The sequence below is a fragment of the Cellulomonas sp. IC4_254 genome (genome assembly GCF_011603975.1).
GTDB lineage: Bacteria > Actinomycetota > Actinomycetes > Actinomycetales > Cellulomonadaceae > Cellulomonas.
The window spans coordinates 1-18,663 of the sequence record NZ_JAANNB010000024.1; the positions used below are offsets into that span (position 1 = coordinate 1).

Here is an 18,663-nt window from a genome sequence, read left to right on the forward strand (position 1 = left end):
CGCACGGCCCGGCGCGGCCCGCGCGGCCCGGGTGCGCGAGGATGGCCCCGTGCCCCCCACGCGTCCCGGCGACCTCGACCCCATCGACGAGGCGATCCTGCGCGAGCTCGCCGTCGACGCGCGCGCGTCCTACGCCGACATCGGTCACGTCGTCGCCCTGTCCGCGCCCGCGGTGAAGCGGCGCGTCGACCGGCTGCGCGAGCGCGGCGTCGTCCGCGGCTTCACGGTGCTGCTCGACCCGGCCGCGCTGGGCTGGGAGACGGAGGCGTTCATCGAGCTGTTCTGCCACGGCTCGACCAGTCCGGCCACGATGCGCGCGGGCGTCGAGCGCTACCCCGAGGTCGTGGCGGCGAGCACCGTCACCGGGGACGTCGACCTGGTCGTCCAGGTGCGCGCCCGGGACATGCGGCACCTCGAGCAGGTCGTCGAGCGGCTGGCGGCCGAGCCGTTCGTCGCGCGCACGCGGTCGACCATCGTCCTGTCGGCCCTCGTGCGCCGCCCGGACGTCCCGCCGCCCCCGGCCTGACCGGCCCAAGGCCGATGCGGGCGGCCGAGGCCGACCCGGGGCCGCCCGGGGCCGACCCCGCGCCACCCCCGCCCGGACTCGGGTCAGCCCGCGGCCTGCTCCGCCGACCCGCCGCCCGCGGCGGCCATCCGCTCCTGGCACCGGTTCGTCACGACCATCACCGGGCACGCGGCGTGGTGCAGCACCGCCTGGCTGGTGGACCCGAGCAGCAGCCCGGCGAACCCGCCGCGCCCGCGCGAGCCGACCACGATGAGGTCGGTCGCCGTCGAGAACTCGGTGAGCAGCTCGGCGCCGGTGCCGTCGAGCACCACCCGCTTCACGGTCGTCCCGGGCCGGTCGGCGAGCGCGCGGTCCACGACCACGTTGAGGCCCTCGGTGACGTCGGCGAGCACCTGGGTCTGGTCGATGGTGGCCGGGAGCCAGGCCATGACGCCGGACCCGCTGCCCACGGGGACCCCGGCGACGGCGGTGAGCTCGGCGCCCCAGGCCTCGGCCTCGTCGATCGCGTGCCGCAGCGCGAGGTCGGACTGGGGGCTGCCGTCGACGCCCACGATCATCCGGCGCACGGGGCGGACGACCGGGGTCGACTCGTCGGCCGGCACGACGCCGCCGCGGCGCTGGTCGCGCAGCGGGACCACCACGGTCGGGCAGTACGCGTGCGCGGGCAGCGTCGAGGACACGGTGCCGAGCAGCCGGTCCGCGAACCCGCCCTTGCCGCGGGTGCCGACGACGGCGAGCGACGCGTCCCGGGACATCTCGACGAGCACGGCCGCGGCGTCGCCGGTCGCGACGGTCGTGACGACCTCGAGCCCCGGCGTCTGCGCGCGCTGCCGCGCCTCGGACAGCACGGCGCGCGCGCCCTGCTGGATGGCGGTGTCGTCGAGGGCGGCGTACCCGCCGTCGAGCGACGCCGCCGTGAACGACGGCAGCGTGTACGAGCACACGACGTGCAGCGTCCGGCCCCGCGTCCGGGCCTCCGCCGCGGCCCAGTCGAGGGCGTGCATGCTCGCCGCCGACCCGTCCACGCCGACCAGGATCTCCGCGTCCCGCTTCATCGCCACGACCTCCTCCGGTGCACCTCCCAGTGTGCCCCTGATCATGCCCGTTCCGCACTCGCCGTGGGGTCCGGCGTGGCGAGGACTTGACGGAGTCTTGGGCGACGAAGGCCTGGCGCCGGGTCAGGCGGCCAGGTAGGGCGACCAGGCCGGCTCGTCGACCGCCGCCCCGTGCAGGAACGCCGTCGCACCCCGGGGGGCGGACGGCGTCCAGGACAGCTCCCAGCCGATCTCATGGAGCAGGTGGTCGGCCTTGCGGTGGTTGCACCGGCGGCACGCCGCGACGACGTTGCCCCACTCGTGCCGGCCGCCGCGCGAGCGCGGGTGCACGTGGTCGACGGTGTCCGCGTGCGAGCCGCAGTACGCGCACCGGTGGTCGTCGCGCTGCAGCACCGTCCGGCGGGTCGGCGGCAGCGGGCGACGCATCGGCACGTGCACGTACCGGGTCAGCGACAGCACGACCGGGAGGGGCACCACGACGTGCTCGGAGTGCAGCACGCGGCCGTCGGACTCCAGCACGGTGGCCTTGCCGGACATCACCAGGGTCACCGCGCGGGGCAGCGCGACGACGCAGAGCGGTTCGAGGCTGGCGTTCAGGAGCAGCGTCCTGGGCGGGGCGGGCAGCAGCAGCACGGCGTCACTCCTGGGTCCTCGGGGACCCGCCTGGCTGGCGGGCCCGCTGGGGGAGGCAAGCAAGAGCAGGGTACGCGCACCTGGGCCCGGTGACCGCATTCTTTGTGCCGCAGATCACAGGCCGCCGTCCGGGCCGGGCCCGCCCGGTGCCGCCGGGGCACCCCCGGGGGACGACGCGACCCCCACGGCCGCGCGGGCCGTGGGGGTCGGGTCGGGAGAGGCTGCGGAGCGGTCAGCCGACGCGGATGAACGTCGGGTTGCTCTGCCAGATGCTGCGGAACTGGATCGTCTTGCCCGGGCGGGGCGAGTCGATCTGCTGGTCGCCGCCGGCGTAGATCGAGATGTGCCCGGGGGTCCAGATCAGGTCGCCGGGCTGGGCCTCGGCGGCGGAGATCACGGTGCCGGCCGCCTTGATGGCGGACGACGTGCGCGGCAGGGAGATGCCGAGCTGCGCGTAGACGTAGGACACGAAGCCGGAGCAGTCGAAGCCGGCCGGGGTGGTGCCGCCGGAGACGTACGGGACGCCCACGTAGCGGGCGGCGACCTCGAGCACGGCGTTGCCGGCAACCGACTGCGGCACCGCTGCGGCGGCGACCTCGGTCGCGGCCGTGGCGGTCTCGGCCGTGGCGGCGCGCTGCGCGGACCGGGAGGTCGTGACGACCGGCTCCGGCTCGGGCTCGGGCTCCGGCTCGGGGACGACGGCCGTGACGGCCGGCGTCTCGAAGGACCACGCGGCGTCCGCGGGGGCCGTGACGACCGGCGCGGTCTCGAGGACCGTCTTCGCCGAGGCCGTCAGGGCGGCGGTGTCGACCGACGGCAGCGCGGCCTGGTCGCCGGAGGTGGTCGCGGCGTTGGCGGCCGGGACGGCGACCGCGGAGACCATGAGCCCCGTGGTGGCCGCGACGACGGCGGTGCGGCGACCGGCCAGGGCGAGGGTGCCCGTGGCGGCGGTGGCGAGATCGGTCAGGGGGGTGACGGGGCGACGCGCGGAACGGTGTCGAGCGCGCACAGCACTAGCGGTCACGTACAGCCTCTCCTGGCGCCTACGAGGTGAGCTGTCGGGTTCGGGTCGGAGATACCCGGCCGCGATCCGCTCCCGGTCACCCGGTCGCGTCACGCGGCTTCACCCCAAGGACACCGTCTCCGGTGCCCGCATGTGGTTCCCCCGCCCCTGCCGGCGAAGTGTGTACGGAACCTCGGGCGGCGGCAGGGCTCGGCGTACCGTCCAAGGGCTCGACCGGAGGAGGGTTCCGACGAGCAGGACCGACCGTACCGGACGCCCGAGCCGATTGTCACGTTCCGGTCACGGACTGTTTCCCGGTCCGCGAGAACGCTCACATCGCCCAGCAGGTCACCGACGCACGAGGGCCCCGCGCGTGGCGTGCGCCACAGCCCGCGGGGCCCTCGGGGACGTCGCCCGGGACGTCGCTCAGGAGGTGCGGAGGAACACGTGCCGCGCGACTTCCTGCGGCAGGTCCAGGACGGTCTCGGCGCCCGGGGCGCCGACGGTCACGGTGTTGCCGTTCTTCTCCACCGCGATCTCGTTCCCGGGCCGGACGCCGGCCAGGGAGAGCCGCGCCAGCAGCTCGACGTCGGTCTGGATCGGCTCGCCGATCCGGGCCACGACGCCCTTGGTCGAGCCGCCGCTCTCGACGGCGACCGCGACGACCGGCGCGACCCCGTCGAGGAAGCCGACCGGGGTGCGCTCCTCGCCGATCTCGTCGAGCCCGGGGATCGGGTTGCCGTACGGGTCGAAGTGCGGGTGGTCGAGCAGGCCGGCCAGGCGCCGCTCCACGCGCTCGCTCATGACGTGCTCCCAGCGGCACGCCTCCTCGTGCACGTACTCCCAGTCGAGCCCGATCACGTCGGTCAGCAGCCGCTCGGCGAGCCGGTGCTTGCGCATGACGCGCATCGCCTTGCCCTGCCCCGTCTCGGTCAGCTCGAGGTGCCGGTCGCCCGACACGACCAGGAGCCCGTCGCGCTCCATCCGGGCGACGGTCTGCGAGACCGTGGGGCCGCTGTGCCCGAGGCGCTCGGCGATGCGGGCGCGCAGCGGGGTGATGCCCTCCTCGGTGAGCTCGTAGATCGTCTTCAGATACATCTCGGTCGTGTCGATCAGGTCACTCACGCCGGTGCCCTCCTGTCGTGCGCGGACGTCCGTCCACAGGCTAGTCGGCTCCGGCCGCGCGCGGACGTGCGTGGGTATCGTGCGGCGCGTGACCGCGCCCACGCCGCCGCCCGCCGTGACCATCCCGGACCACCTGCTGCCCGCCGACGGGCGGTTCGGCTCCGGCCCCGCCAAGGTCCGCGACGCCCAGGTGCGCGCCCTGTCCGCCGCGGGGCGCACCCTGCTGGGCACCTCGCACCGCCAGCCGCCGGTGAAGCACCTCGTCGGCCGGGTCCGCGCCGGGCTCGGCGAGCTGTTCGCGCTGCCCGAGGGGTACGAGGTCGCGCTCGGCAACGGCGGGTCGACCGCGTTCTGGGACCTCGCGACGCTCTGCCTCGTGGAGCGCCGGTCCGCGCACGCGGTGTTCGGGGAGTTCGGGTCGAAGTTCGCCGCCGCGGCGGCGCGCGCGCCGTTCCTGGACGAGCCGGTGCTGACCTCGGTCGCCCCGGGGACGTCCGCCGTGCCCGCGCTCGCCGACGGCGTCGACGCCTACGCCTGGCCGCACAACGAGACCTCGACCGGCGCGGTCGCCCCCGTGCGCCGGGTGCCCGGGTCGGCCGACCAGGGCGCGCTGGTCCTCGTCGACGCGACGTCGGGCGCCGGCGGGCTGGCGGTCGACGTGTCGCAGACCGACGCCTACTACTTCGCGCCGCAGAAGTCGTTCGCCTCCGACGGCGGCCTCTGGCTCGCGGTGCTGTCCCCCGCGGCCGTCGAGCGCGCCGCGCGCGTCGAGTCGTCGGGCCGCTGGGTGCCGGAGTTCCTGTCGCTGACGACGGCCGTGCAGAACTCCCGCGCGGACCAGACGCTCAACACCCCCGCCATCGCGACGCTCGTGCTGCTGGCCGAGCAGGTCGACTGGATGCTGGCGAACGGCGGCCTCGCCTGGTGCGCCGAGCGCACCGCCACGTCCGCCGGCCACCTGTACGGCTGGGCCGAGGCGCGGGACTGGGCGTCGCCGTTCGTCGCCGACCCGGAGCAGCGGTCGCCCGTCGTCGGCACCATCGACCTGGCCCCGGAGATCGAGGCGCCGACGGTCGCGAAGATCCTGCGGGCGCACGGGATCGTCGACGTCGAGCCGTACCGCAAGCTCGGGCGGAACCAGCTGCGGGTCGCGATGTTCCCGGCCGTCGAGCCGGACGACGTGCTGGCGCTCACCGCCTGCCTCGACCACGTCGTCGACCGGCTGGTCTGACGCGGCGCGACGGAGGGTGCCGGGGCCCGGTCCCCGGCACCCTCCGTCGTCCGGCGTCAGCCCGCGTGGTGCCGACGGCGGGCCGGGACCGCGACGAGCACCCCGCCGACCAGCAGCAGGAGCCCGGCGCCCACGAGCAGCGGCGTGGCGTTCGCGCCGGTGACCGCGAGGACCGCCGAGGCCGCCTGCACGTCGGCCGACGCCTCCTCCGGCGCCGCGAGCACGTCGGAGGTCACGACGACCCCCGCCACCTGCGACTGCGGCGGATTCGCGCACACCGCCGACGCGGGCGGGTAGGACACGACCGTCGTGGCGCTCGGGTTGACCTCGAAGGTCACCTCGACCTGCGGCCGCGTGTAGTCGTAGGCGTCGTGCTCGGTCCACGACCCGTCGGGCAGCTGCGTCCACCCCGGCCAGTCGGTGACCACGCCGTCCACCACCACCGTCCCGGGCCAGTACACCTGGCCGCTCAGCGGGAGCCCGGACTGCACCAGGTCCTCGCCGCCGGGGTTGTGCCAGGTGATCGTCACGGTGCTGCTGGTGGTCCCGACGGGCGCGACCGCGTAGGACAGGGCGGGCGCGGACGCGAGGCAGACCGCCTCCGCACGGGCGATGCCGAGCTCGCACCGGGTCGGCGGGGCATACCCCTCGGCCGGGACCGCCGGGTCCGGGTTCTCGCAGTCGCCGATCGGGACCGCGGGTGCCGGGGCGGCGGGTGCCGCCACGACGGGGGTCACCGGCGCCGCCAGCGCCGGGGCGACCGGGCCGAGGACGGCGACCGCCGCCGCGACCAGGCCGATCAGGATGCGTCGCCGGTGTGCCATGTGCTCTCCCCAGGACCGGGCGCCCGGCGTCGTTGCCGGACTCAGGCCCGATTCGTACAAATCGGACATTTCGGTCATGGTAGGCGCGCTCAGAGCGGGGGCGCGCGGCCAGCGAGGGCGGAACTTCCGCGTCATCACGCGGTTGTCCGGGCGTCAGGGGCGTCTCGACCGGCACCCGGCCCGCCTGACCTGCACGGGCGCCGGTTGACCGGTCCGCCGGGACCCCGCGGCGACGGCGGGTGAAATCACGCCGCCGGGCGACGGGGCCGCCACGGCCGGTCCCCCGCACGGGTCAGCCGGCCGGGCACTCCCCGGTGACGACCCCCGGGCCGGTGAGCGTCGGGGTCGTCCACACGGTCAGCGCCCCCGCCGGCGCGGGCACGGTGACGGTGTAGGTCTCGGCGGTCCCGGGCGCGAGCCGCGACGTCAGCACGGCCACGTCCCGCCGCGCGGCGGACCCCTGCTGGCCGCCGACGACCACCCCGTCCCGCGCCACCGGACCGACCCGGCCGTCGCGCGGGGACCAGAACGACACGTTGGTCGCCAGCCACCCCGCCGGCACGCCCGAGCGGCCGTCGCCCAGCACCTGCGCCGGGTACCCCGCCACGTCCGCCGGCGGCCGGTAGTCGAGCGCCAGGTCCACCCGCGCCGTGGGGTCGTCGGTGCCGCAGCCCTGCATCGTCACGGTCACGGTCGCCGCGAGGTCGTAGTCGAGCTTGCCCGCGGTGGCGTCGTCGAGGAACACGCCGAGCGCCCCGCCCACCCGGCCGGTGGGCGTCACGGCGTCGCCGGTGAGGAAGGCGCCGCCCAGCGGGGTCCGCGCGAGCACCGCCTGCTGGGCCGGGTCGGCGGTCCACAGGGCCACCCGGCGGTCCTCGACCGCGTCGAGCAGGGCCTGCCCGGCCACCCGCGCCGTCGCCGGGTCGGCGGCCGCGTCCCGCAGCACCGCGAACGCCGCCGTCGCGACCTGCGCGTAGAAGGCGTCGCCCCAGCGCGGGTCCCCGTAGGCGAGGTACGCGTCCCGGAGCAGCGCCTGCAGCAGCGTGTCGCCACCGAGCTCCGCGCCGTCGGCCTGCACCGTGCGGCCGGTCGCCGACAGCAGGTCGGCCACCACGACCGGGTCGGTGGCGAGCACGCCGTCGACCACCTGCCCGGTCGACTGCTGCCAGAACGCGGCGGCCAGCGCGGCGGCCCGCGGGAAGTCGGGGACGAGCACGGAGTCCTGCACCCAGCGGCCCGGCCGGTCGCCGTACAGCGCGGTCTCGGCCTCCGACAGCGGCAGCGCGGGCGCGGCGAGCTCCGGCAGGTCGACCGTGCTCCGCTGGCCGACGAGCCCGACCGCGCCGTCGGCGACCTGGAGCACCGCGACCGCGCCGACGATGCCGCCCTGCGCGCGCAGCTCCGCCGGGTTGAGCGACAGCAGCAGGTAGGTGCGCGGGCCGTCGGCGCCGAGCAGGTCGGGCAGCACCGCCGCGACCTCCCCCACCGCCGCCAGGGAGGTGGCCGCGCCGTCCAGCGCACCCCGCAGCTGCGCGACCGGCCCGGCGACGGGGCCGACGAGCCGGTCCGGGTCGATGGTCGCGAGGTCGGCGCGCAGGCCGTCGACCACGGTCGCGGCCCGGGCGGCGGCCGGGGCGGCGTCGGAGACCGGGGCCAGGTCGACCCAGCCGGCGGGCACGGCCCGCGCCGTCGGCGGTCCGTCGACGACCGCACCGAGCGCGGTCAGCAGGTCGGGCGCGGCGTCGTGGGCGAGCCGGTCGGCGGCGGTCGCCACGACGGCCACCGCCCGCAGGTCGTCACCGATCAGCGGCAGGCGCTCGGCGAGCCGCCACACCGGGTCGTCCACGGCGTCGGCGGCGCGGGCCGCGGCGTCCTGCGCACCGGGCAGCCGGGACTCGAGCGCGGGCAGGTCGAGCGCGTCGGTCTCCGCCCGGGCGCCGTCCGCCGTGGCCCGCAGGTCCCGCAGGGCCGTGCCCGCCTGGTAGACCCGGACCGCCAGCCAGCCGCCCAGCAGGAGCCCGCCCGCGAGCAGCACCGCCACCGCGATGAGCACCCGCCGTCGGACTGCCATCCGTCGATCGTCACATATCGGACAAATCGGGCAAGGGGGCGGGCGCGGGTTCACCCGCTCGAGACGGGTGCCGCGGGGCGCCCGCGGGCGGTGGCTACAGCGCCGCGTCGGCCGCCTCGCGCGCGGCGACCTGGTCGACGGCCCGGCGCGGAGCCGGGACCTCGGGGTGCAGCACCTCCAGGTGCGGGCGGCTCAGGAACCGGTAGCGCACCTGCACCCGCCAGTGCTTCCGCGCCCACAGCGCCGCCGCGACCGACACCATCAGCGCCGTGATCGAGCCGATGCCGATGGCCCACCGCGGACCGAACTGCTCGCCGATCCACCCGACGATCGGCGACCCGATCGGCGTCGCGCCGAGCATGACGATCATGTAGAGCGACATCACCCGTCCGCGCACCACGGGGTCGGTCGACATCTGGATGGTCGTGTTCGCCGCCGTCATCATCGTCAGCGACGCCAGACCGACCGGGATGCACGCGACCGCGTACGACACGTAGGTCGGCATCAGCGCCTGCACGCCGGTCGCCACCCCGAACCCGAACGCCGCGCCGATCACCAGTCGCACCCGCGGCCGCTCGCGCCGGGCCGCCAGCAGCGCGCCCGCCAGCGACCCGATCGCCAGCACGGAGCCGAGGATGCCGTACTCCCCCGCGCCCTTGCCGAACTCCGCCCGGGCCATCAGCGCGCTGGTCATCTGGAAGTTCAGGCCGAACGTCGACACCACGCCGATCACCGCCATGATCACGAGGATGTCGCTGCGCCCGCGCACGTACCGGACGCCCTCCCGGATCTGGCCCTTGGCGCGGGGGGCCACCGGCATCGTGTGCAGCTCGTCGGTCCGCATCAGCAGCAGCGCGAGGATCGTCGCCGCGAACGACACCCCGTTGATGACGAACACCCACCCGGTGCCGACCGCCGCGATCGCCAGCCCCGCGACGCCCGGGCCGATGAGCCGCGCCGCGTTGAACGACGTGCTGTTCAGGCCGACCGCGTTGGACAGCTTCTTCGCGGGCACCAGCTCCGCGACGAACGTCTGCCGCACCGGCTGGTCCAGCGCCGCGACCGCACCGAGCGCCAGCGCGAACACGTACACGTGCCAGAGCTGCGCGTGCCCGGACAGCACCAGCGCGCCGAGCCCGAACGCCAGCACGCCCTGGGCGCCCTGCGTGAACATCAGCAGCTTGCGGCGGTTGACCCGGTCGGCCAGCACGCCGGCCCACGCGGACAGCAGCAGCGTCGGCGCGAACTGCAGGGCCGTCGTGATGCCGACCGCGAGGCCGGAGTCGTCGGACAGGTCGGTCAGGACGAGCCAGTCCTGGGCGACCCGCTGCATCCAGGTGCCGACGTTCGCGACCAGCGCGCCGGCGAACCACAGCCGGTAGTTGAAGTAGCGGAGCGACGCGAACGTCGAGTTCATGCGGGCGGCCTCATCCCGCCGCGATCCGGCGCAGCAGCACGGCGGCCTGCGCGAGGGTCCGGCGTTCGTCGTCGGTCAGGGTGTCGAGCTGGGCGGCGAGCCACGCGTCGCGGCGGCGGCGGGTCTCGCGGACCTCGGCCTCCCCCGGCTCGGTCAGGCTCACGACGACCTGGCGCCCGTCGGTCGGGTGCTCGGACTTCTGCACGAACCCCAGCTCCACCAGCGCGTTCACCGTGCGCGTCATGGAGGGCGGCTGCACGTGCTCGGCGTCCGCGAGCGCGCCGGGGCTCAGCGGCCCCTCGCGCAGCAGGATCGCCAGCACGTTGAACTGCGGGTCCGGCAGGTCGGCGCTCCCGCGCCGGGACCGGATGCGCCGGGAGCTCTTGGCCAGCGCGACCCGCAGCTCCCCCGCGAGCTCGGTGGTGGGCGCGAGGTTCATGACCGTTACCCTACGTCATTACCTTCGCTAACAAAACCGCACGCACGCACGTCCGCCGAGTGGGCACTACCTGTCCCCTGGGAGCGGCTCGAGGGGACATCTACTGGCCGATCGGGGTCTGGGAGCGCTGGGCGGCGCGGACCCAGGACAGCCAGCGGTCGTTGCCACGCAGGACGTCGTCGGCCGTGATCGTGACGACCCGCCAGCCCGCGGCCTCCATCGCCTGCTTGCGCGCGACGTCCCTGCGCCACGTGCGCTTGTCCGTCCGGTGCACGTCGCCGTCGTACTCGACGGCCACCCGGTGCCGGCGGTCGGACAGGTCGGGCATCGCGACGAAGCGACCGTCCGCGTCGAGCACCGGCCGGTTCACCTCGCACTCGATGCCGACGGACGCGAGCGCGAGGCGCGCCCGCGTCTCCATGTTCGAGTCGGTGCCGGCCCGGCAGTCCGCGACCGCGGCGCGCAGCCGGCGCACCCCGCGGGTCCCGGCGGGCAGCGCCTCGACCACCGCCGCGAGACGCTCCGGGGAGGTCACCGGGTCACGGCGACGGCACAGCGCGTCAGCGAGGACGACCAGCTCCACGTGCCCGACGCTCGCGGCCAGCCGGGTCCACGCGACGGCCGGGGCGAGGACCGGGAGGCCCCCGACGTCGACGACCGGGACCGGGCCCCCGTGCCGGTGCGCGACGACGCCCCGGATCCGCGGACGCCCGGCGGTGCTGACCTCGACGTGCAGCCGGTCGTCATCGGCGAGGCTCCACGGGGGGTCGACGCCGACGAGCCCGAGCGCGGTCACGTGCCCGAACCGCGCACCCTCGGGGAGCACCGGCAGGACCGCCCGGCACCGCCCGGGGAGGTCCTGCGGCAGCGCTCCCGGGACCCGGACGCCGCGGTGCGGGGACGACAGGTCCGCGGCGCGCAGCCGGCCCGGGGTGAGCCCGGCCCGTGCCGCCTCCCGCGTGCTGAACGGGGAGCGGGCGAGCGTGACGGGAAGGGAAGCCGGAGCCTTGGACATGCGCCGCAGCCTCGCCCCTCGATCCGCCGCAGAGTGCCCGAGCCCCCACCACCCTGTGGACCACCCGTGCCGCCCTGCGTGCCGCGCTCCGCGCCGCGCCCCGCTCCGCGCCGCGCCCCGCCGAGCGGGCAGCAGATGTCCCCTCAGCGCCCGCCGAGGGGACATCGAGTGCCCGCTCGGCGGGATCGGCGGACGGGTTACGGGCGGCCCAGGGCGCGGTAGGTCCAGCCGGCGCGGCGCCAGGCGCGCGGGTCGAGGACGTTGCGGCCGTCCAGGACCGCGCGGCGGGCGACCAGGGCACCCACCGCGGCCGGGTCCAGGTCGCGGTACTCCTGCCACTCCGTCGCGAGCAGCACGACGTCGGCGCCGACCACCGCCTCCTGCGCCGTCGCGGCGAACGTGAGGCCGGGCCAGGCCTGGCGGGCGTTCTCGACGGCCTGCGGGTCGGTCACCACGACCTGCGCGCCCTGGAGCTGCATCTGGGCCGCGACCGACAGCGCCGGGGAGTCCCGGATGTCGTCGGAGTCGGGCTTGAACGCCGCGCCCAGCACCGCGATCCGCCGGCCGACGATCGACCCGCCGCACACCTCGCGCGCGAGATCCACCATCCGCACCCGGCGGCGCATGTTGATCGCGTCGACCTCCCGGAGGAACGACAGCGCCTGGTCGACGCCGAGCTCGCCGGCGCGCGCCATGAACGCGCGGATGTCCTTGGGCAGGCAGCCGCCGCCGAACCCGAGCCCCGCGTTGAGGAACCGGCGGCCGATCCGGTCGTCGTAGCCGATGGCGTCCGCGAGGCGGGTGACGTCGGCGCCGGTCGCCTCGCAGAGCTCGGCCATCGCGTTGATGAACGAGATCTTGGTGGCGAGGAAGCTGTTCGCGGCGACCTTGACCAGCTGGGCGGTCGCGTAGTCGGTGATCACGAGCGGGGTGCCGTCGGCGAGCGGCGCGGCGTACACCTCGTCGAGGACGCGGTGGGCGCGGTCGCCGTCGGCGGTCGGGACGCCGTCGTCGTCGGTGGGCACGCCGTAGACCAGCCGGTCGGGGTGCAGCGTGTCCTGCACGGCGAGGCCCTCACGGAGGAACTCCGGGTTCCACACCAGCGTCGCGCCGGTGCCGTCCAGCCGCTCGGCCAGCGCCTCGGCGGTCCCGACGGGCACGGTCGACTTGCCGACGACGAGGTCGCCCGGGCGCAGGTGCGGCAGCAGCGCGGCGAACGCGTCCTCGACGTGCGTGAGGTCCGCGCGGAACTCGCCGTGCTTCTGCGGGGTGCCGACGCACAGGAAGTGCACCGCCGCGCCGGCGACGGCCGCCATGTCGGTGCCGAACGTCAGCCGACCGTCGCCGCCGACCTCCCGCAGCAGCTCGGGCAGCCCGGGCTCGTAGAACGGCGCGGTGCCCGAGGCGAGCAGCGCGACCTTCGCCGCGTCCACGTCGACCCCGACGACGGTGTGCCCCAGCTTCGCCATGCTCGCGGCGTGCACCGCGCCCAGGTAGCCGCAGCCGATGACGGAGACGTGCATGCAGAACCCTTCGGCGGTCGCGCTCGGACCGCTCGAACATAGCGGCGCCGGTCCGCGCCCGCCCGACGACGACGCCCGCCCGGACGCGGGGTCCGGGCGGGCGTGGTCAGCGGGCGACGTGGCTGGTCAGACGCCCAGCCAGGACTTGATCGGGCCGATGAGGAAGTACACGACGAACAGCGCCGCGGCGACCCACATGAGGGGGTGCACCTTGCGGACCTTGCCGAGCGCCAGCTTCAGCACGACGAACGAGATGACGCCCGCGCCGATGCCGACCGTGATCGAGTACGAGAACGGCATCAGCACGATCGTGAGGAACGCCGGGACGGCGACCTCGAAGTTCTTCCAGTCGATGCCGGAGACCTGCATGACCATGAGGAAGCCGACGACGACCAACGCCGGGGTGGCCGCCTCGAACGGCACCATGCCGACCAGCGGGGCGAGGAAGGTCGCGAGCAGGAACGCGACGCCGGTGGTGACCGACGCGAGGCCGGTGCGCGCGCCGTCGCCGACGCCCGCGGCGGACTCGACGTAGGAGGTGTTCGACGACACCGAGGCGGCACCACCCGCGGCCGCGGCGATCGAGTCGACGACCAGGATCTGCCGGGTGCGGGGCGGGTTGCCCTCCTTGTCGAGCAGGCCGGCCTCGCCGCCGACGGCGACCATCGTGCCCATCGTGTCGAAGAAGTCGGCGATCATCACCGAGAACACCAGCAGGATCACCGCGACGATCCCGATCTTCTCGATCGAGCCGAACAGCGAGAACTGGCCGAGCAGCGAGAAGTCCGGCGCGGCGACCACGGAGTCCGGCACGGCCGGGACGGCCAGCGACCAGCCGTCCGGGTTGTCCGCGGAGCGCTCGCCGAGGTTGCCCACGGCCTCCACGACGATCGCCAGCACGGTGGACGTGGCGATGGCGATGAGGATCGCGCCGTGCACCTTGCGGGCCATGAGGATGATCGCGAGGAACAGGCCGACGACGAACACCAGCAGCGGCCAGGACCCGAGCGACCCGCCGATGCCGAGCTCGACCGGCGTCGCCTGGCTGAACGGGATGCGCACGAAGCCGGCGTCGAACAGGCCGATGAACGCGATGAACAGGCCGATGCCGACGCTGATCGCGGTCTTGAGCTCCATCGGGACCGCGCGGAACACGGCCTCGCGGAACCCGGTCAGCACCAGCACCAGGATGATGAGGCCCTCGAGCACCACGATGCCCATGGCGTCGGCCCAGGTCATGTCGGGCAGCGAGGCGATGGAGTAGGCGACGACGGCGTTCAGGCCGAGACCGGCCGCGAGCGCCAGCGGGAAGTTCGCGACGACGCCCATGAGGATCGACATGACCCCCGCGACCAGGGCGGTGGTCGCCGCGATCATCGGGATGTTCGGCTCGGACCCGCCGCCGAGGAAGTTCCCGGAGCCGTCCTGGACGGTCCCGAGGATGAGCGGGTTCAGCACGATGATGTAGCTCATCGTGAAGAAGGTGACGAGACCGCCGCGGATCTCGGTGCCGATGGTCGACCCGCGCTCGGAGATCTTGAAGAACCGGTCGACCGCGTTCTTCGGCGCGGCGGACGCCGGAGCGGTCGCCCGCGGGGAGGTGGTGGACATGGGGGGAAGTATGGCGGAAGGGTGAGGGCCCGGTCGCGGGTGTCCGGGAAGCGTTCACCGGCCCGAAACACGACGGCCCGGCCACCCCGCGAGGGGCGACCGGGCCGCGACGTGCGGGACTCCTCAGATGACCAGCACCGACGCCGTGCCCGACCCGTAGCCGGACACCTCGACCTCCAGGTCGAGCCGGCGCACGTACGCGAGCACCCACTGCGCCACGTCGGCCGGCAGGGGCTCGCGCGGGGCGTACCACCGGTCCAGCTTGAGGTGCGGGGCGTCGCCCACGTTGAACAGCGCGGCGGTGACGTTGAGGATCTCGCCGGCGTTCTCGGCGAGGGCCGAGGGCAGCTGCTCCTCCTCGACGGCGGTCTGCGCGGTGCGGGCCGGGACCAGCGCGATCGACGCGCCCAGGTGGGCGGCGAGCGGCAGGTCGAACAGCACGAGCGCGGACAGCTTCATCAGCTTGTCGACGTAGACGCCGACGAGCGCCCCGCCGTTGAGCACGGGGTCGACCATCGGGCCGCCGGTCGTGACGGTGATGTCCCGCCCGACCAGGCCCTCCCAGTGCTCGCGCACCTCCATGGCCGCGGGCAGCGGCGTGGCGTCGCTCATGCGAGCACCGGGTCGATCGCCTCGCGGAAGGTGTCGGCGGTGAACGGCTTGGCGATGAGGAACAGCGCACCGGCCTCGTCGGCCGTGGTCCGCATCTCCTCGGAGCCCTCCGAGGTCACGAACCCCAGCGGGGTGCCGAAGCCCTCGGCGCGCAGGGCGCGCAGCAGCTCGATGCCGGTGAGGTTCGGCATGTTCCAGTCGGACAGGATGACGTCGGGCTCGTCGGCCCGCACGGCCTCGAGGGCCTCCTGGCCGTCGGACGCCTCGCGGACGTCCCAGTCGTAGCCGGCCTGGCGCAGCGTGCGGATCACGATCTGCCGCATCACCCGGCTGTCGTCGGCGATGAGCACGCGGATCATGCTCGTCACTTCCCTTCGGTGGCGGGTCCCGCGACGGTGGTCGCGGGGGTCTGGGTGGAGCCGGGGGTCACTGGAACAGCGACACCACGACGACGAGGGGACGGCCGCGCCAGTCGAGGCGCAGCTCGTGCGTGAGCGACCCGGCGGGGGCCGCGGGGAGCGCCGACTCGACCTGGGGCAGCCCGAGGGTGCCCTGGGTGGGGAGCAGCGCCTTGATGTTGCCGCCGACGACGTTGGCGACCTCGCCGAACGCGTCCTGCAGGTCCTCGGGGCCGACCGGCTCGTCGGCGCCCATGCCCAGCAGGGCGCGGGTCAGCTCGTGCGCGGTGGGGACGTCGGTGGTGACGGCGGCGCGCCCGGCGAGCTCGCCGTGCACGTCGACCCAGGCGGCCAGCGGCTCGGCGGGTGCGGGCACCTCGCCCTCCCAGGGGCGGAGGTAGCCGGGCTCACCGTCGATCATGGCCGCGAACACCTCCTCGGCGATCGCGAAGACCTGGTCCTGCTCCACGGCGGCGGCGGTCATACGGGCTCCTCGGCGGGGACGAGCCCGAGCAGGTCGAGCTTGTCGCGGATGGCATCGGTGGTGAACGGCTTGATCAGGTACTCGTGGGCGCCCGCGGCGAGGGCGCGCACGATCTGGCCGTGCTCGCTCTCGGTGGTGACCATCATCAGCGTGATGCTGCGCCAGGCCGGGTTGGCCCGGACCTTGGTGACGAAGGTGAGGCCGTCCATCACCGGCATGTTCCAGTCGATGCAGGCCAGGTCGACCTCCTCGCCGGACTCGAGCAGGTCGAGGGCCTGCTGGCCGTCCCCGGCCTGGACGGTGCTGAACCCCAGGTTCTCCAGGGCGCCCGCGACGATGCGTCGCATCGTCCGCGAGTCGTCGATGACCAGTGCTCTCATCGCGTCACTCCTTGTTCGAATGCCGGTCCGGCGGGCCGCCGCGGCGCGGTGGGCAGGGTGGTGGTGGCGGGTCGCGGCTGGACCGGCCAGGTGGACGTGGGGGCGGCGGCGGGCACGCGGGGTGCCGTCGCCGGGACCGCGGGGGTGGCGCCGGTGAAGGCACCCGCGAGCGTGCCGGGCGCCTGGCGCGGGGCCGGCACGGCGCCGGCCTGCACCGGGCGGTACACGGACCCGCGCTCGACGGGCACCCGCTCCCAGTCGCCGTCGACGCCGATGGTGGTCTCCGCGGCGCCGAGGACCAGGTACCCGCCCGGGCGCAGGGCGCGGTGCACCCGGCCGAGGATCGAGCGCTTGGTCTCGAGGTCGAAGTAGATGAGCACGTTGCGCAGGAACACGATGTCGAACGGCCCCACGGGCGCCGGGTCGAGCAGGTTGTGCTTGGTGAACGTGATCGTGCGGCGCAGCTCGTCGGCGATCTGCCAGTCGTGGCCGTTGCGCTGGAACCAGCGGACCATCATCGGCGCGGGCAGGCCGCGGTTGACCTCGAGCTGGGAGTACCGGCCGGACCGGGCCTGGGCGAGCACCTGGTCGGACAGGTCGGTCGCGGTGATGTCGAACCGGGCGCCCGGGCCGAGCACGTCGGTCAGCGTCATGGCGATGGAGTACGGCTCCTGCCCGGTGGAGCAGGCGGCCGACCAGACCCGCAGGCCGTCGAGGACGGTCCGCTCGGCGCGCAGGCCCGGGACGATGTGCGTCCGGAGCGCGCTGAACGGGGTGTTGTCCCGGAACCACGAGGTCTCGTTGGTGGTGAGCGCCTCCACGATCTCCGCGAGGTCCGACTCGCGGCGCGCGGCGCGCACCTCGCGGACGTAGGCGTCGACGCCGGCGTGGCCGCCCTCGCGGGCGAGCGGCAGCAGCCGGCTCTCCACGAGGTACTCCTTGCCGGCCTCCAGCTGGATGGCGCTGCGCCGTCGCACGACGTCGGCGACGAAGGCGAAGGTGTCCTGGGTCAGGCTCATGGCCGACCTCCGATCGGGGCTGCTGCTGCGGGGCGTCCGGAGCCGGCGCGGGCCAGCACGGACTCGAGGGTGGGGGCGACCTCGCCCAGGGGGAGCACGCGGTGGGCGAACCCGGCGGTGGCGACCGCCCCGGGCATGCCCCACACGACGCTGGTCGGCTCGTCCTGCACCACGACGGTGCCGCCGGCCCCGACGACGTCCTCGCAGCCGGTGCGGCCGTCCGCGCCCATGCCGGTGAGCACGAGGGCGAGCAGCTGCCCGCCGAGCTCGCGCACCGCGGACCGGAACAGCACGTCGACGGCGGGGCGGCAGAAGTTCACCGGCGGGCCGTCGGTCAGCTTGACGCGGAGCTGGCCCGCGGACCGGCTGAGCTCGAGGTGGTGGTCGCCGGGGGCGATGTAGACGGTGCCGGGCCGGAGCAGGTCGCCGTCGGCGGCCTCCACGACGGTGGCCGGGCCGAGCCGGTCGAGCCGCGCGGCGAGCTGCCGGGTGAACACCGGCGGCATGTGCTGCACGACGAGCACGGGGACGGACGGCGGGGCGGACAGCGCGCCGATCACCTTGGACAGCGCCTCCGGGCCCCCGGTCGAGGAGCCGATGATGACGGCGCTGACCGGGTGCGGCGCGGGGGCCGGGCGGGTGACGACCGGGCGGCGGGCGTGGGCCGACGAGGCCACCGGGGCCGGGCCCGCGGGGGCGCCGGCGCCGATCCGGGCGCGGGGCGCGACCGCCCCGGCCGGTGCCACGCCGCCCGCGGTGCCCGGGGCGCCGGCGACGGGCGGGAGCGCCCCGGCGGCACCGGGACGGTGCGGCACGAGCGCCTTGATCTTGGGGATGAGCTCGCTCGCGACCCGGTCCAGCGACTCCTGGACGCTGCCGACGTTCGCCGGCTTGGTCACGTAGTCCGTCGCGCCGGCGACGAGGGCGTCCAGGGTGGCGGACGCGCCGCGCTCGGTGAGCGTGGAGAACATGATGATCGGCATGGTGTGCCGGTTGCGGCGCAGCGCGCGCACCGCCTCGATGCCGTTCATCTCCGGCATCTCGATGTCCATGGTGACGAGGTCGGGGGCCAGCTGCTCGACCTTCGCGAGCGAGATGCGCCCGTTGGAGGCGAAGCCCACCACCTCGATGTCGGGGTCGCGCGAGAGCGAGTCCGTCACCAGCCGGCGGACGACGACCGAGTCGTCGACCACCAGCACACGGATCCTGGTCACGAAGTTCCCCTCACATGCGGACCGGCCGCACCGGCCGGGTTCGTGGTTCTGATCGGTCGGTGCGGCCGGTTCCTGAGCCGCCG

General features: G+C 75.0%; 19 protein-coding genes and 1 riboswitch. Of the genes, 2 read left to right on the forward strand and 17 right to left on the reverse strand.

The genetic code is table 11. The features are described 5' to 3' along the window. The first annotated feature begins 49 nt into the window (after positions 1–49). Positions 50–526 carry an Lrp/AsnC family transcriptional regulator gene (locus tag G6556_RS04315; protein ID WP_147795577.1) on the forward strand — a complete coding sequence of 159 codons (477 nt, stop codon included), beginning with the start codon at positions 50–52 and terminating at the stop codon, positions 524–526. 83 nt (positions 527–609) lie between these two features. Here G6556_RS04315 and G6556_RS04320 read toward each other — a convergent pair whose 3' ends face one another. The 4 genes from G6556_RS04320 to G6556_RS04335 all read right to left on the reverse strand — a co-directional run bounded on the left by G6556_RS04320 (position 610) and on the right by G6556_RS04335 (position 4,342). Then, positions 610–1,581, reverse strand: coding sequence for a universal stress protein (locus G6556_RS04320; RefSeq protein ID WP_166938913.1), 972 nt, complete (start codon positions 1,579–1,581; stop codon positions 610–612). A 123-nt stretch (positions 1,582–1,704) separates the two neighbouring features. Then, complete coding sequence (locus G6556_RS04325) at positions 1,705–2,214, reverse strand: HNH endonuclease (RefSeq protein ID WP_346774717.1); 510 nt, start codon at positions 2,212–2,214, stop codon at positions 1,705–1,707. Between the two features lie 232 nt (positions 2,215–2,446). After that, complete coding sequence (locus G6556_RS04330; protein ID WP_166938917.1) at positions 2,447–3,238, reverse strand: C40 family peptidase; 792 nt, start codon at positions 3,236–3,238, stop codon at positions 2,447–2,449. 2 nt (positions 3,239–3,240) lie between these two features. Further along, a riboswitch (cyclic di-AMP (ydaO/yuaA leader) is annotated at positions 3,241–3,409 on the reverse strand. A 234-nt stretch (positions 3,410–3,643) separates the two neighbouring features. Then, entirely contained in the window at positions 3,644–4,342 is a 699-nt protein-coding gene (locus G6556_RS04335; RefSeq protein ID WP_166938918.1) for a metal-dependent transcriptional regulator, read from the reverse strand. Positions 4,343–4,430: 88 nt separating this feature from the next. Between G6556_RS04335 and serC the strand changes: the two genes are divergently transcribed. Further along, complete coding sequence (serC, locus tag G6556_RS04340) at positions 4,431–5,573, forward strand: phosphoserine transaminase (RefSeq protein ID WP_346774718.1); 1,143 nt, start codon at positions 4,431–4,433, stop codon at positions 5,571–5,573. 56 nt (positions 5,574–5,629) lie between these two features. On the opposite strand, the gene G6556_RS04345 is transcribed toward serC, so the two are convergent. The 13 genes from G6556_RS04345 to cheB all read right to left on the reverse strand — a co-directional run bounded on the left by G6556_RS04345 (position 5,630) and on the right by cheB (position 18,580). Next, positions 5,630–6,397, reverse strand: a complete 768-nt coding sequence (locus G6556_RS04345) for a peptidase (protein ID WP_166938920.1) — start codon at positions 6,395–6,397, stop codon at positions 5,630–5,632. Positions 6,398–6,689: 292 nt separating this feature from the next. Further along, a complete protein-coding gene (locus G6556_RS04350) occupies positions 6,690–8,468 on the reverse strand; it encodes a DUF4012 domain-containing protein (RefSeq protein WP_166938922.1) in 1,779 nt (592 codons plus the stop codon). A 94-nt stretch (positions 8,469–8,562) separates the two neighbouring features. Further along, entirely contained in the window at positions 8,563–9,885 is a 1,323-nt protein-coding gene (locus G6556_RS04355; protein ID WP_166938924.1) for an MFS transporter, read from the reverse strand. A gap of 10 nt (positions 9,886–9,895) precedes the next feature. Then, positions 9,896–10,324 carry a MarR family transcriptional regulator gene (locus tag G6556_RS04360; RefSeq protein ID WP_166938925.1) on the reverse strand — a complete coding sequence of 143 codons (429 nt, stop codon included), beginning with the start codon at positions 10,322–10,324 and terminating at the stop codon, positions 9,896–9,898. Positions 10,325–10,424: 100 nt separating this feature from the next. Beyond that, the gene (locus G6556_RS04365) at positions 10,425–11,339 is read right to left on the reverse strand and encodes a DUF559 domain-containing protein (protein ID WP_166938927.1); all 915 of its coding nucleotides are present in this window, start codon (positions 11,337–11,339) and stop codon (positions 10,425–10,427) included. 197 nt (positions 11,340–11,536) lie between these two features. Beyond that, positions 11,537–12,862 carry a UDP-glucose/GDP-mannose dehydrogenase family protein gene (locus G6556_RS04370; protein ID WP_166938929.1) on the reverse strand — a complete coding sequence of 442 codons (1,326 nt, stop codon included), beginning with the start codon at positions 12,860–12,862 and terminating at the stop codon, positions 11,537–11,539. 126 nt (positions 12,863–12,988) lie between these two features. Then, the gene (locus G6556_RS04375; RefSeq protein ID WP_166938931.1) at positions 12,989–14,473 is read right to left on the reverse strand and encodes an NCS2 family permease; all 1,485 of its coding nucleotides are present in this window, start codon (positions 14,471–14,473) and stop codon (positions 12,989–12,991) included. A gap of 123 nt (positions 14,474–14,596) precedes the next feature. After that, on the reverse strand, positions 14,597–15,085 hold the full coding sequence (locus tag G6556_RS04380) for a hypothetical protein (protein ID WP_166938932.1): 489 nt from the start codon (positions 15,083–15,085) through the stop codon (positions 14,597–14,599). Next, positions 15,082–15,444, reverse strand: a complete 363-nt coding sequence (locus tag G6556_RS04385; protein ID WP_166938951.1) for a response regulator — start codon at positions 15,442–15,444, stop codon at positions 15,082–15,084. The genes G6556_RS04380 and G6556_RS04385 overlap by 4 nt, the downstream gene beginning before the upstream one ends. A 67-nt stretch (positions 15,445–15,511) precedes the next feature. After that, positions 15,512–15,967 (reverse strand): chemotaxis protein CheX, encoded by a 456-nt coding sequence (locus tag G6556_RS04390; protein ID WP_166938934.1) that lies wholly within the window; start codon positions 15,965–15,967, stop codon positions 15,512–15,514. Continuing rightward, the gene (locus G6556_RS04395; RefSeq protein WP_166938936.1) at positions 15,964–16,347 is read right to left on the reverse strand and encodes a response regulator; all 384 of its coding nucleotides are present in this window, start codon (positions 16,345–16,347) and stop codon (positions 15,964–15,966) included. Before G6556_RS04395 ends, G6556_RS04390 begins: the two co-directional genes overlap by 4 nt. Further along, positions 16,344–17,366 carry a protein-glutamate O-methyltransferase CheR gene (locus tag G6556_RS04400; RefSeq protein WP_205693019.1) on the reverse strand — a complete coding sequence of 341 codons (1,023 nt, stop codon included), beginning with the start codon at positions 17,364–17,366 and terminating at the stop codon, positions 16,344–16,346. The genes G6556_RS04395 and G6556_RS04400 overlap by 4 nt, the downstream gene beginning before the upstream one ends. Then, positions 17,363–18,580, reverse strand: coding sequence for a chemotaxis-specific protein-glutamate methyltransferase CheB (cheB, locus tag G6556_RS04405; RefSeq protein WP_166938938.1), 1,218 nt, complete (start codon positions 18,578–18,580; stop codon positions 17,363–17,365). The genes G6556_RS04400 and cheB overlap by 4 nt, the downstream gene beginning before the upstream one ends. Positions 18,581–18,663: the final 83 nt, after the last annotated feature.

What these genes read in the sequence shown, in the direction of transcription:
- G6556_RS04320 (WP_166938913.1), bottom strand. Translation starts at nt 1,581, where the DNA reads ATGAAGCGGGACGCGGAGATCCTGGTCGGCGTGGACGGGTCGGCGGCG.
- G6556_RS04345 (WP_166938920.1), bottom strand. Translation starts at nt 6,397, where the DNA reads ATGGCACACCGGCGACGCATCCTGATCGGCCTGGTCGCGGCGGCGGTC.
- G6556_RS04350 (WP_166938922.1), bottom strand. Translation starts at nt 8,468, where the DNA reads ATGGCAGTCCGACGGCGGGTGCTCATCGCGGTGGCGGTGCTGCTCGCG.
- G6556_RS04355 (WP_166938924.1), bottom strand. Translation starts at nt 9,885, where the DNA reads ATGAACTCGACGTTCGCGTCGCTCCGCTACTTCAACTACCGGCTGTGG.
- G6556_RS04360 (WP_166938925.1), bottom strand. Translation starts at nt 10,324, where the DNA reads ATGAACCTCGCGCCCACCACCGAGCTCGCGGGGGAGCTGCGGGTCGCG.
- G6556_RS04365 (WP_166938927.1), bottom strand. Translation starts at nt 11,339, where the DNA reads ATGTCCAAGGCTCCGGCTTCCCTTCCCGTCACGCTCGCCCGCTCCCCG.
- G6556_RS04370 (WP_166938929.1), bottom strand. Translation starts at nt 12,862, where the DNA reads ATGCACGTCTCCGTCATCGGCTGCGGCTACCTGGGCGCGGTGCACGCC.
- G6556_RS04375 (WP_166938931.1), bottom strand. Translation starts at nt 14,473, where the DNA reads ATGTCCACCACCTCCCCGCGGGCGACCGCTCCGGCGTCCGCCGCGCCG.
- G6556_RS04380 (WP_166938932.1), bottom strand. Translation starts at nt 15,085, where the DNA reads ATGAGCGACGCCACGCCGCTGCCCGCGGCCATGGAGGTGCGCGAGCAC.
- G6556_RS04385 (WP_166938951.1), bottom strand. Translation starts at nt 15,444, where the DNA reads ATGATCCGCGTGCTCATCGCCGACGACAGCCGGGTGATGCGGCAGATC.
- G6556_RS04390 (WP_166938934.1), bottom strand. Translation starts at nt 15,967, where the DNA reads ATGACCGCCGCCGCCGTGGAGCAGGACCAGGTCTTCGCGATCGCCGAG.
- G6556_RS04395 (WP_166938936.1), bottom strand. Translation starts at nt 16,347, where the DNA reads ATGAGAGCACTGGTCATCGACGACTCGCGGACGATGCGACGCATCGTC.
- G6556_RS04400 (WP_205693019.1), bottom strand. Translation starts at nt 17,366, where the DNA reads ATGAGCCTGACCCAGGACACCTTCGCCTTCGTCGCCGACGTCGTGCGA.